Below are 12,835 nucleotides of genomic sequence, written 5' to 3'. Positions count from 1 at the left end.
CTCGCGCACCGCCCCGGCCCCGCCCCAGGCCTGTGGATGACGGCTTGCCGCCGGGGAGCGCGCGGGTTACGTTCCCAGGGTCCCCGAGGCGGGTGCGGCGACGTGTCCTGTCCTCCCGGGCGACACCGCGACACCGCCGCGGGTGCGGGTCTGTTCGCCCTCTGACCTGCGACGACAGCACTACACCGTGGGTAGTCACCACGATGCCGACGGACCCCCGACCGTCCCCGGGTCACAAGTCCACAGCTTGTGGAGAATGCTGTGGACGGACCAGGGCCCCCGCGGACGGTACGGGGCCGCCGGGCTCGCAGGGACCCGGACCGCAGACCAGGAGGAACGCGACGTGCAGCAAGGACCCGAGGACCTCGAGAGGGCCTGGCGACAGGTCGTCGAGGAGGTCGCGCCGGAGAAGCAGGCCTGGCTGCGCAGCAGCGCGCTGGCCACCGTGCACGAGAACACCGCGATCATCGAGGTGCCGAACGAGTTCACCCGCACCCGGCTCGAGGGTCGCCAGCGCGGCCAGCTCGAGGATGCGCTCACCGAGCTCCTCGGCCGGGAGATGCGGATCGCGGTGACCGTCAACCCCGCCCTCGAGCGCACCGACGCGGACGAGGCGGCCAACGAGTCCGGTCCGGTCTCGCTGGGCGCGAGGGGTCTCGAGCGCGACCTCCGCCGGAGCCACCGCGACCCGCTCGACCGGGACCGTGACCGTGACCGGGGGCGCGACGACGACGAGTCGATGAGTCGACCCATCGACATGTCGACATATCGATCCGCCGGGGCCCGAGGGCTGGAGGCCCACGACGGCCTCGGTGGCCACCCCGTCGACGGCCTCGACGAGGCAGCACCCCAGCGCCCGGCCCCCGGGGGTGCCTCGCTCGGGTCCTCCGACGGGGCCGCCCGCTCGGCGGAGACCCGGCTCAACCCCAAGTACCTCTTCGAGACCTTCGTCATCGGCTCGTCCAACCGCTTCCCCCACGCCGCGGCCGTGGCCGTGGCCGAGGCGCCCGGCAAGGCCTACAACCCGCTCCTGGTCTACGGCGACTCCGGTCTGGGCAAGACACACCTGCTCCACGCCATCGGCAACTACGTCCGCAGCCTCTACACCGGCTCCAAGGTGCGCTACGTCTCCAGCGAGGAGTTCACCAACGAGTTCATCAACGCGATCCGCGACGACCGGCAGGACCGGTTCAAGCGGCGCTACCGCGACGTCGACGTGCTGCTGATCGACGACATCCAGTTCCTGGAGGGCAAGACCCAGACCCAGGAGGAGTTCTTCCACACCTTCAACACCCTCCACAACGCCAACAAGCAGATCGTGCTCACCTCCGACCGCGCCCCGAAGCGGCTCGAGGCCCTGGAGGACCGCCTGCGCAACCGGTTCGAGTGGGGCCTGATCACCGACGTCCAGCCGCCCGACCTCGAGACGCGGATCGCGATCCTGCGCAAGAAGGCGGCCATGGACCGGCTCACCGCGCCGCCGGACGTGCTGGAGTTCATCGCCTCCAAGATCCAGACCAACATCCGCGAGCTCGAGGGCGCGCTGATCCGGGTCACCGCCTTCGCCAACCTGAACCGCCAGGACGTCGACATGACGCTGGCCGAGATCGTGCTCAAGGACCTGATCCCCGAGGGTGGCGAGCCCGAGATCACCGCGCCGCTGATCATCGCCCAGACCTCGGCCTACTTCTCGCTGAGCATCGAGGAGCTCACCGGGCCCAGCCGCGGCCGGCACCTGGTGATGGCCCGTCAGATCGCGATGTACCTGTGCCGGGAGCTCACCGACCTCTCCCTGCCGAAGATCGGCGCCCAGTTCGGCAACCGCGACCACACGACGGTGATGTACGCCGACCGCAAGATCAACCAGCTGCTCGCGGAGCGGCGCCAGGTCTTCAACCAGGTCAGCGAGCTGACCAACCGGGTCAAGCTGCAGGCCCGCCAGCAAGGGTCCTGAGGCGTCGAACTACACGGCTGCAAGATGTGCAGCCGCCCTCCCCGGACCGGGGAGGGCCCCGGGAGAGGCTGTGGACATCCCGCGGTCGCGCCGCGACGACCTGCCTGGGCACACAGGCCGGCACGGTCCGCCCGGGTCGCCGTGCACAGGCCCTGTGGACGACGATTGCACCGCGCGACCTGCACGGACGTGATCCATCCACAGACTCCACCGCTCCTACTACGACCACTCACCTAGAGGGGATCGGATGAACGGTGAACTCGGGAACGCCCTCCTTCCTGTGGAGGACGACGCATCCGGCACGCAGGACGCCCGGCGACGCTGTCGGGCACGCACCTCGTCGTCCTCGCGGCGACGTGGCAGGATCGCGTCTCCCACGTCCCGGTGCTCCCGGCCCGCGTGCCCCACGACTCCTCGACCTGAAGGACCGCCACTGTGAAGTTCCGTGTCGAACGCGACGTCTTCGCCGACGCCGTCGCCTGGGCGGCGCGGAGCCTCCCGGTGCGGCCGAGCGTCCCGGTCCTCGCCGGTCTGCTGATCACCGCCGGCGACGAGGGGCTGGTGCTGTCGAGCTTCGACTACGAGACCTCGGCACGGGCCAACCTCAACGCCGACGTCAGCGAGGACGGCACCGTCCTGGTCAGCGGTCGGCTGCTCGCCGACATCTGCCGCAGCCTCCCGGCCAAGCCGGTCGAGGTCGCCCTGGACGGCTCCCGTGTCTCGCTGACCTGCGGTTCCGCGCGGTTCAGCCTGCAGACGATGCCGGTCGAGGACTACCCGGCCATCCCGGACATGCCGACCGCCACGGGCACCGTCGGCAGCGACGTCTTCGCCCACGCCGTCGCCCAGGCCGTCACCGCGGCCGGTCGGGACGACATGCTGCCGGTGCTGACCGGCGTGCGCCTCGAGATCGACGGCAGCACGATGTCGCTGCTGGCCACGGACCGGTTCCGGCTCTCGCAGCGTGAGCTCGACTGGTCGCCGCGCACCCCCGACGAGACCATGGCCGCCCTGGTGCCGGCCAAGGTGCTCGCCGACACCGCCAAGTCGCTCACCGCCGGCAGCGAGGTGACGATCGCGCTGTCCTCCGGCGGGTCGGGCGAGGGCCTGATCGGTTTCGAGGGCAACGCCCCCGGTGGGGTGCGGCGCACGACGACACGCCTGCTCGACGGGGAGTTCCCCAAGGTCCGCAGCCTGTTCCCGAGCGAGAAGCTGACCGTCGCCTCGGTCGACAAGGCCTCGCTGATCGAGTCGGTCAAGCGCGTCGCGCTCGTCGCCGAGCGCAACACCGCGGTGCAGATGGCCTTCTCCGACGGCACCCTGACCCTCGACGCCGGCACGGGCGACGAGGCCCAGGCCTCGGAGTCGATCGAGGCCGCCATCCAGGGCGACGACCTCACCACCGGCTTCAACCCGCAGTTCCTCCTCGACGGCCTCGGCGCCATCGACCAGCCCACCGTCGAGCTCGCCTTCACCCAGGCGGCCAAGCCCGTGGTGATCTCGGGCTCGGTCGAGGACGGCGCGCCGGACCCCGGCTTCCGCTACCTGCTGATGCCGCGCCGGCTGCTGTCCTGACCCGCCGACCCACGCCCGTACCCGACCGCAGGGGGACCCCAGTGAGCGACACGATGACCATCGGACTCGTCGGCCTCGGCAAGATGGGCGGCAACATGCGTTCCCGCATGCGCAACGCCGGCCTGACCGTCGTGGGCTACGACCGCAACGCCGAGGTGGCCGACGTCGGCAGCCTCGAGGAGCTGGTCGCACAGCTGCCCTCGCCCCGGGTGGTGTGGGTGATGGTGCCCTCGGGCGAGCCCACCCGCGCGACGGTGACCGCGCTGGCCGACCTGCTCGGCGAGGGCGACCTGGTGGTCGACGGCGGCAACTCGCGGTGGACCGACGACGAGCAGCACGCAGCGATCCTGCGCGAGCGCGGCGTCGGGTTCGTCGACTGCGGCGTGTCCGGGGGCGTCTGGGGCCTGGAGAACGGGTACGCCCTGATGTGCGGCGGCTCCGCCGAGGACGTGGCGCTGGTCCAGCCCGCGTTCGACGCCCTGCGTCCCGAGGGCGACTCCGGCTTCGTCCACGCCGGCCCACGGCCGGGGGCGGGCCACTTCTCCAAGATGGTCCACAACGGCATCGAGTACGCCGTGATGCAGGCCTACGCCGAGGGCTTCGAGCTGCTCGAGGCCGCCGACATGGTCGACAACGTGGTCGACGTCCTCGACTCCTGGCGTGGTGGGACCGTGATCCGGTCCTGGCTGCTCGACCTGCTCGTGACCGCGCTGCGCGACGACACGCACCTCGACGCCATCGCCGGCTGGGCCGACGACTCCGGCGAGGGCCGGTGGACCGTGGAGGCCGCGATCGACCACGCCGTGCCGGTCCCTGCCATCGCCGCGTCCCTGTTCGCCCGGTTCTCCTCCCGCCAGGAGGACAGCCCCGCGATGAAGGCCGTCGCCGCGATGCGCAACCAGTTCGGCGGCCACGCCACCCACACCGAGCCGCCCTCGGGCGGCGCCGCGCACTGAGCGGGTTCGCGGCTCCGGGTGGGCCGGCCCGCTCCTAGACTGACCCGGTCGTCCCGTCCGGGCGCGGCGCCGGGAGGAGGACGCACCAGGTGTACGTCTCCCACCTGTCCCTGCACGACTTCCGCTCCTGGCCGACCGCCGAGATCCCGCTGGACCCGGGCGTCACGGCCTTCACCGGCCGCAACGGCCAGGGCAAGACGAACCTCGTCGAGGCCGTCGACTACCTGTCGCGGCTGAGCTCCCACCGGGTCGCGACGGACGCGCCGCTGGTCCGCGCGGGCTGCGACCGGGCGGTGGTGCGCGCCTCGGTCGTGCGCGAGGGGCGTACGGCGCTGCTCGAGGTTGAGCTCGTCCCGGGCAAGGCCAACCGGGCACGGGTCAACCGGTCGCCGCTGCCGCGCACCCGCGACCTGGTCGGGCTGGTGCGCACCGTCGTCTTCGCGCCCGACGACCTCGCCCTCGTCAAGGGCGACCCCGGCGAGCGCCGGCGGTTCCTCGACGACCTGCTGGTGCTGCGGGCGCCGCGGCTGGCCGGGGTCCGGGCGGACTACGACCGCGTCCTGCGGCAGCGCAACACGCTGCTGAAGTCGCTGCGCCAGGCCCGCCGCGGCTCGTCGGCCGAGGGCGCGCTGGCCACGCTGGAGGTCTGGGACGACCACCTCACCCGCACCGGCGCCGAGCTGTGGGCCGAACGGGTCGCCCTGGTCACCGCGCTGACGCCGTACGCCGGGGCCGCCTACGCCGCGGTCGCCCGCGGGGCCGTCCGCGACGACGTCGCGATGACCTACCGGTCCGCCTGCCCGGCCCCCGACGGCCTCGACCCGTCCGCGCCGGACCCCGCCGCGCTCGTCGACGCCCTGCGCGGCGAGCTCGAGCGCCGCCGTGGCGACGAGCTGGACCGCGGCGTCACGCTGGTGGGACCGCACCGCGACGAGCTGGTGCTCACCCTCGCCGGCCCGGCGGGCCCCGCCGACCCGCTGCCGGTCAAGGGATACGCCTCGCACGGCGAGAGCTGGTCCTTCGCGCTGGCGATGCGGCTGGCGTCGTACGACCTGCTGCGCGCGGACGGCGACGACCCGATCCTGGTCCTCGACGACGTGTTCGCCGAGCTGGACTCCCAGCGCCGCTCCCAGCTCGCCGAGCTCGTCGCCGGCGCCGAGCAGGTCCTGGTCACCGCCGCGGTGCCCGAGGACGTGCCGGCGGCGCTGGCCGGGGCGCGCTTCGCCGTCGCGGACGGCACCGTCACGAGGGTCGACGACGATGGCTGACGACGAGGTCCTGCCGGCCGACGGCGCGGCCGAGGTCCCGGCCGCCGCCCCCGACGAGCCGCACCGCGACGACGGGCTCGACCTGGCCCGCACGGTCGCCCGCGCCACCGTCGGCACGACCGGTCCCGCCCGCCGGCGCCGGGGCAAGGACGCGACCACCCGCGACGCCGCGGCCGCGGCCCAGGCGCGGAGCGGGCGGCGCCGCACCAGCGGCGCGCACCCCGACGACCGCGACCCGCAGCTGCTCGGCAGCAGCCTGAGCCGGTTGGTCGCCGACCACGGCTGGGAGCTCGACCTGCGCATCCGCAGCCTGTTCGCGCGCTGGGAGGAGCTGGTCGGTGCCGAGGTCGCCGAGCACAGCACGCCCGAGTCGTTCGCCGAGGGCCGGCTGGTGGTGCGCGCGCACTCCACGGCCTGGGCCACCCAGCTGCGCCTGCTGGCACCGACCCTGCTGCGGCGGCTGGCCGAGGAGGTCGGGGACGGCGTGGTGACGGTGATCGAGGTGCTCGGGCCGCACGCGCCGGGCTGGACCCGGGGGCGCCTCTCGACCCGCGACTCCCGCGGGCCTCGCGACACGTACGGCTGAGTGCCAGGAGCCCCCTGTGAGCCGTTCGTGGCCCTCACCGGCGTATCCGCCCCCGGCGACCCCCCTGCTCGGCCGCGCAGGCAGGCTTCCCGGGGCGCCTGGGGCCCTCCTACGGCTCGCCGGGCCCTCCCGGCTGGGGACGATGCGTGGCCAGGCGGCGCTCACGCGGTAGACTGGGCGCATCCCGGCCTCCGCCGGACCCTGCCTGTCTGAATCCAGCTCGAAGAAGGTTGTGCGTGACCGACGAGACCCCGACGCCCGACGAGATCACCGCCGCCACACCGAAGCCGGACGACCCGGGCGTGACGCCCGCCGACCCGCAGGCCGACCAGGGCTCGATCGCCTCGCGCGACCACGTGAGCGCCGACTACGACGCCTCCGCGATCCAGGTCCTCGAGGGCCTCGAGGCCGTGCGCAAGCGCCCCGGGATGTACATCGGCTCGACCGGCGTGCGTGGTCTGCACCACCTGATCTGGGAGATCGTGGACAACGCGGTCGACGAGTCGCTGGCCGGCCACTGCGACCGGATCGTGCTGACGCTGCTCGGTGACGGCGGGGTCCGGGTCGAGGACAACGGTCGCGGGATCCCCACCGACACCGCGCCGGGCCAGGAGATGCCGGCGCTGACGATGGCGCTGACGCTGCTCCACGCCGGCGGCAAGTTCGGCGGTGGCGGCTACAAGGTCTCCGGCGGCCTGCACGGGGTGGGCGTCTCGGTGGTCAACGCGCTGTCGACCACGGTCGTGGCCGAGGTCAAGAACCGCGGTCACCTGTGGCGCCAGACCTTCAGCATCGGGGTGCCCGACGGCGACCTGGTCGAGGTGCGCCCGATGGAGGACGGCGAGCGGACCGGCACGACGATCACCTACTACGCCTCGCCGGACATCTTCGAGACCACCGAGTACAACCTGGAGACGATCACCGCCCGGGTGCGCGAGTACGCGTTCCTCAACAAGGGCCTCGAGATCGTCGTGCGCGACGAGCGTCCCGCGGCCGAGGACGTCGCGGACGCGGTGGTCGAGGAGCCGGTGTCCGCCGACGCCGACGCCGAGCGTCCCGACGCCGTCCAGCGTGCCGCTGGCGGCGGCCTGGAGCAGGTCTTCAAGTACGACCGCGGCCTGGTCGACTACGTCGAGCACCTGAACCGGCGCAAGGAGACCGCGAACCCCACGATCATCTCCTTCGAGGCCGAGACGCCTCCCTCGGTCGAGGACCACGCCAGCCTCGAGGTGGCGATGCAGTGGAACACCTCCTACACCGAGTCGGTCCACACCTTCGCCAACACCATCAACACCCACGAGGGCGGCACGCACGAGGAGGGCTTCCGGGCGGCGCTGACCTCCCAGGTCAACCACTGGGGCGAGGAGTGGGGCCTGATCAAGAAGCGCGAGGACCGGGTCTCCGGCGACGACATCCGCGAGGGCCTCACCGCGATCATCTCGATCAAGCTCGGCAACCCGCAGTTCGAGGGCCAGACCAAGACCAAGCTCGGCAACACCGGGGCGAAGAGCTTCACCCAGCGCACCGTCAACGAGCAGCTCGGCGCCTGGCTGGAGCAGAACCCGGCCGAGGGCCGCGACATCGTGCGCAAGTCGCAGGCCGCGGCCACCGCCCGGATCGCGGCCCGCAAGGCCCGCGACCTCGCCCGCGACCGCAAGGGCCTGCTCGGTCGCTCGGGCCTGCCCGGCAAGCTCTCGGACTGCCAGTCGACGAACCCCGCCGAGTGCGAGGTCTTCATCGTCGAGGGCGACTCGGCCGGCGGCTCGGCGCGGCAGGGCCGCGACCCGCGGATCCAGGCGATCCTGCCGATCCGCGGCAAGATCCTGAACGTCGAGAAGGCCCGCATCGACAAGGTGCTCGGCAACACCGAGGTGCAGTCGATCATCTCCGCCCTGGGCACCGGCATCCAGGAGGAGTACAACGCCGAGAAGCTGCGCTACCACAAGGTCGTGCTGATGGCCGACGCCGACGTGGACGGCCACCACATCAACACGCTGCTGCTGACGCTGCTGTTCCGCTTCATGCGCCCCCTGATCGACGGCGGGTTCGTCTACATGGCCCAGCCGCCGCTCTACCGGCTGCGCTGGAACAAGCCGGCCGAGCACGAGTTCGTCTACTCCGACGCCGAGCGCGACGCGCTGCTGCGCGACGGCGCCGCGGCCGGCAAGAAGCTGCCGAAGGAGAACCCGGTCCAGCGCTACAAGGGACTCGGCGAGATGAACGCCAAGGAGCTGTGGGAGACCACGATGGACCCGGACAACCGGCTCCTGCTCCAGGTGACGCTGGACGACGCCGCCCACGCCGACGAGATCTTCTCGATCCTGATGGGCGAGGACGTCGAGCAGCGCCGCTCCTTCATCCAGCGCAACGCCAAGGACGTCCGATTCCTCGATATCTAGGCATCTAGCACCAGACCTAGAAAGTCGTAGAAGCAACCAGAGAGAGCGATCGTGACCGAGACCCCCACCGGCGGAACCCCGACCGGCGCCCGGATCGAGCCGGTCGAGCTGCAGACCTCCATGCAGCGCGCCTACATCGACTACGCCATGGCCGTCATCGTCGGCCGGGCGCTGCCCGACGTCCGCGACGGCTTGAAGCCCGTGCACCGCCGGGTGCTCTACGCCATGTACGACGGCGGCTACCGCCCCGACCGCGGCTTCTCCAAGTGCAGCCGCGTCGTCGGCGACGTGATGGGGCAGTACCACCCGCACGGCGACACCGCGATCTACGACACCCTGGTCCGCCTCGCGCAGCCCTGGGTGATGCGTGCCCCGCTGATCAACGGCCAGGGCAACTTCGGCTCGCCGGGCAACGACTCCGCCGCGGCCATGCGGTACACCGAGTGCCGGATGGCGCCGCTGGCCATGGAGATGGTGCGCGACATCGAGAAGGAGACCGTCGACTTCCAGCCGAACTACGACGGTCGCTCGCAGGAGCCCGTGGTCCTGCCGGCACGGTTCCCCAACCTGCTCACCAACGGCTCCGCCGGCATCGCGGTCGGGATGGCCACCTCCATCCCGCCGCACAACCTGCGCGAGGTCGCCGAGGGCGCCCGCTGGGCGCTGGACCACCCCGACGCCACCAAGCAGGAGCTCCAGGACGCCCTGATCGAGCTGATCAAGGGCCCCGACTTCCCCAACGGCGCCACGATCGTGGGTCGCCAGGGCATCGAGCAGGCCTACCGCACCGGGCGCGGCTCGATCACCCAGCGCGCGATCATCGACGTCGACGAGGACGCCAAGGGCCGCACCATGCTCGTGATCACCGAGCTGCCCTACATGGTCAACCCCGACAACCTCGCGCTGAAGATCGCCGAGCTCGCCGACTCCGGGCGGGTCCAGGGCATCGCGGACGTGCGCGACGACACCTCCGACCGGACCGGCCAGCGCCTCGTCATCGTCCTGCGCCGCGACGCGGTGGCCCGCGTGGTGCTGAACAACCTGCTCAAGCACACCGAGCTGCAGAGCAACTTCAGCGCCAACATGCTGGCCCTGGTCGACGGGGTGCCCCGCACGCTGTCGATCGACGCCTTCATCAGCAACTGGGTCGAGCACCAGGTCGAGGTCATCCGGCGTCGCACCGAGTACCTCCTGCGCGAGGCCGAGAACCGGGCCCACATCCTGCGCGGGCTGGCCAAGGCCCTCGACATGCTCGACGAGGTGATCGCGCTGATCCGGCGCTCGCCCGAGGTCGAGGACGCCCGGGACGGGCTGATCGCGCTGCTCGAGATCGACGAGATCCAGGCCCGCGCGATCCTGGAGCTGCAGCTGCGCCGGCTCGCGGCGCTGGAGCGCCAGAAGATCATCGACGAGCTGGCCGAGATCGAGCGGACCATCGCCGACCTCGAGGACATCCTGGCCAACGTCACCCGCCAGCGCCAGATCGTGGCCGACGAGCTGGCCGAGGTCGTCGAGAAGTACGGCGACGACCGGCGTACCCAGATCGTGGCCGCCGAGGGCGACCTGTCCATGGAGGACCTGATCCCCGACGACGAGCTCGTCGTCTCGATCACCCGCGGCGGGTACGCCAAGCGCACCGCCCGCGGCCTTTACCGCACCCAGAAGCGCGGGGGGAAGGGTGTCCGGGGTGCCGCGCTGCGCGGCGACGACGTCGTCGAGCACCTGATGGCCACCACCAACCACCACTGGCTGCTGTTCTTCACCACGGCCGGGCGGGTCTACCGCACCAAGGCCTACACGCTGCCCGAGGCCTCGCGCGACGCCAAGGGCGGCCACGTCGCCGGCCTGCTGTCGTTCCAGCCCGACGAGTCCATCGCGCAGGTCCTGGCGATCCGCGACTACGACCAGCTGCCGTACCTCGTCCTCGCGACCCGGCACGGGTTGGTCAAGAAGACGCGGCTGGCCGACTACAACAGCCCCCGCCAGGCCGGCATCATCGCGATCAACTTCCGCGAGGAGCACCCGACGCTCGGCCAGGACGAGCTGATCGGCGCCGAGCTGGTCAGCGCCGACGACGAGATCCTGCTGGTCTCGCGCCGCGGCCAGGCGATCCGGTTCCGCGCCGACGACACCCAGCTGCGCCCGATGGGCCGCGCCACCTCCGGCGTCTCCGGGATGAAGTTCCGCGAGGAGGACTCGCTGCTGTCGATGTCGGTCATCCGCGCGTCCCAGGTCGCGGCCGAGGAGGCCGCCGGACTGGCGGAGGGCACGGAGGACTCGCCCGACGTCGAGGCGTCGCCCGAGGAGGTCGCCGAGGTCAAGCCGCAGTACGTCTTCACCATCACCGACGGCGGGTTCGCCAAGCGGACCCGGATCAGCGAGTACCGCACCCAGTCCCGCGGCGGCCTGGGGATCAAGGCGATGGCGCTGGCCAACGAGGACCGCGGCGGGCTCGTCGGCGCGTTCATCGTCGAGGACGGCGACGAGGTGCTGTCGATCACCGCCACCGGCCAGGTCGTGCGGAGCCCCGTCAACGACGACTTCCGCGCCACCGGCCGTTCCACGATGGGGGTGCGTTTCGTGACCACCAAGTCCGGTGACAGCGTCGCCGTCGTGGCCCGCTCGGTGGAGGCCAAGGTGGAGGCCACCGTCGAGGACGAGGTGGCCGGCGAGTCGTCCGATTCGCCCCCGGCTGACATGATCGACGGGACCGGGGCGGGTGACGATGCCGTAGAGGTCGCCGGCGACCAGGGCGGCGACGACGCCGGGGAGGACATCAGCGATGAGTGACGGATCGGGCCGCAGCGGCGGCACACGCACCGACGGGGCCGGCGACGACGCCACCCGGAAGGTCCCCATCACCCCGGCGGCGACGCCGGCCAAGGGGACCACTACGGGCACGCCGCGCGCCGCCGGGGGGGCCGGTGCGTCGAGCGACGACACGGCCTCGCGACCCCCGCTGATCGAGCGGATCCAGGCCAAGCTCGCCTCGGCCACCGAGGAGCACCGCGCCAACGCGGCGGCGAAGTCCGAGCACACGGCCTCGACGAGCAGCCAGGTCAAGGCCGGCGGCGGGAACCGTACGCCCCGGCGGGCGCGCCTGCGGCTGACCCGGATCGACCCCTGGACGGTCATGAAGACCTCGTTCCTGCTCGCCATCGCCTTCGGCGTGGTGACCGTGGTGGCGGTGGCGATGATCTGGTCGGTGCTCGACGCCGCCGGCGTCTGGGACTCGATCAACACCACGATCCAGGAGAGCGTCGGCGGTCCCGACACCGCCGACCTCGACGTGGAGAACTACATCGGCACCTCCCGCGTGCTCGGCTTCACCGTGGTCGTCGCGGCGGTCGACGTCGTGCTGATCACGGCGATCGCCACGCTCACGGCGTTCCTCTACAACATGTCCGCGGCGCTGCTCGGCGGCGTCGAGGTCACCCTGTCGGAGGACCAGAACTGATCGCTGCCGCACCCCTTCCGACCTGCGACGTCGGGTCGGCGGAGCCCGTTTTGTCGGGCTCCGCGGGGGTGGGGTAGTGTCACCCCTCGGCCGCAGGTCGGCCATGTCGGCCGCGGCCGGAGCGGGCCTATAGCTCAGACGGTTAGAGCGCTTCCCTGATAAGGAAGAGGTCACAGGTTCAAGTCCTGTTAGGCCCACCAGCACCACTCCCGCAGCCCGGCACCAGACCACCACCGTTGGAGAGACCATGAAGAAGGTCGTCCTCGTCGTGCTGGCTGCCGCCGGCGCCGTCGTCGCGAAGCGCAAGTACGACGAGGGCCAGGCCGAGCAGGCGCTCTGGGCCGAGGCCACCGACCCGGTCGAGCGGACCTGAGCCGGCACCACCCGTACGACCCGCACCACCGGCCGCTCCCGCGGCCGACCCGGGGCCTTGGCGCAATTGGTAGCGCACCTGCTTTGCAAGCAGGGGGTTAGGGGTTCGAGTCCCCTAGGCTCCACCGCCGAGATGACGCTCGCGGACAGCCGAGATGACGCTTGCGGCGCCTCGAGATGACGATTCCGGCGCGCCGGGCCCGCGTCGGGCCCGCGCCGGGCCCGCGCCGTACGGGCGCCGCGGCGGGCGTGACGCGACGCACGTCCG

At 71.9% G+C, this 12,835-nt stretch carries 9 protein-coding genes and 2 tRNA genes; all 11 read left to right on the top strand.

The genetic code is table 11. The features are described from left to right. Nucleotides 1-421: 421 nt before the first annotated feature. The 11 genes from dnaA to GV155_RS19035 all read left to right on the top strand — a co-directional run bounded on the left by dnaA (nt 422) and on the right by GV155_RS19035 (nt 12,692). Nucleotides 422-1,954 carry a chromosomal replication initiator protein DnaA gene (dnaA, locus tag GV155_RS19080; protein WP_442938873.1) on the top strand — a complete coding sequence of 511 codons (1,533 nt, stop codon included), beginning with the start codon at nt 422-424 and terminating at the stop codon, nt 1,952-1,954. A gap of 435 nt (nt 1,955-2,389) precedes the next feature. Further along, the gene (gene dnaN / locus GV155_RS19075) at nt 2,390-3,529 is read left to right on the top strand and encodes a DNA polymerase III subunit beta (RefSeq protein WP_160010562.1); all 1,140 of its coding nucleotides are present in this window, start codon (nt 2,390-2,392) and stop codon (nt 3,527-3,529) included. A gap of 53 nt (nt 3,530-3,582) precedes the next feature. Further along, a complete protein-coding gene (gene gnd, locus GV155_RS19070) occupies nt 3,583-4,485 on the top strand; it encodes a phosphogluconate dehydrogenase (NAD(+)-dependent, decarboxylating) (protein ID WP_160011661.1) in 903 nt (300 codons plus the stop codon). A gap of 89 nt (nt 4,486-4,574) precedes the next feature. After that, entirely contained in the window at nt 4,575-5,753 is a 1,179-nt protein-coding gene (gene recF, locus GV155_RS19065) for a DNA replication/repair protein RecF (protein ID WP_160010560.1), read from the top strand. Beyond that, on the top strand, nt 5,746-6,339 hold the full coding sequence (locus tag GV155_RS19060) for a DUF721 domain-containing protein (RefSeq protein ID WP_160010558.1): 594 nt from the start codon (nt 5,746-5,748) through the stop codon (nt 6,337-6,339). Before recF ends, GV155_RS19060 begins: the two co-directional genes overlap by 8 nt. Nucleotides 6,340-6,575: 236 nt before the next feature. Beyond that, nucleotides 6,576-8,738, top strand: coding sequence for a DNA topoisomerase subunit B (locus tag GV155_RS19055; protein ID WP_442938853.1), 2,163 nt, complete (start codon nt 6,576-6,578; stop codon nt 8,736-8,738). 51 nt (nt 8,739-8,789) lie between these two features. Then, nucleotides 8,790-11,528 carry a DNA gyrase subunit A gene (gene gyrA, locus GV155_RS19050; protein ID WP_268892610.1) on the top strand — a complete coding sequence of 913 codons (2,739 nt, stop codon included), beginning with the start codon at nt 8,790-8,792 and terminating at the stop codon, nt 11,526-11,528. Beyond that, complete coding sequence (locus GV155_RS19045) at nt 11,521-12,195, top strand: DUF3566 domain-containing protein (protein WP_160010556.1); 675 nt, start codon at nt 11,521-11,523, stop codon at nt 12,193-12,195. Before gyrA ends, GV155_RS19045 begins: the two co-directional genes overlap by 8 nt. A gap of 123 nt (nt 12,196-12,318) precedes the next feature. After that, nucleotides 12,319-12,395 (top strand) — tRNA-Ile (locus GV155_RS19040). 47 nt (nt 12,396-12,442) lie between these two features. Next, complete coding sequence (locus GV155_RS20910) at nt 12,443-12,568, top strand: DLW-39 family protein (RefSeq protein WP_236554429.1); 126 nt, start codon at nt 12,443-12,445, stop codon at nt 12,566-12,568. A gap of 51 nt (nt 12,569-12,619) precedes the next feature. Beyond that, nucleotides 12,620-12,692: transfer RNA gene (locus GV155_RS19035), tRNA-Ala, on the top strand. The last annotated feature ends 143 nt before the right edge of the window (nt 12,693-12,835 follow it).

The sequence above is a fragment of the Nocardioides sp. AX2bis genome, assembly GCF_902506435.1.
GTDB lineage: Bacteria > Actinomycetota > Actinomycetes > Propionibacteriales > Nocardioidaceae > Nocardioides.
This window is presented reverse-complemented; position numbering and strand designations above follow the sequence as displayed.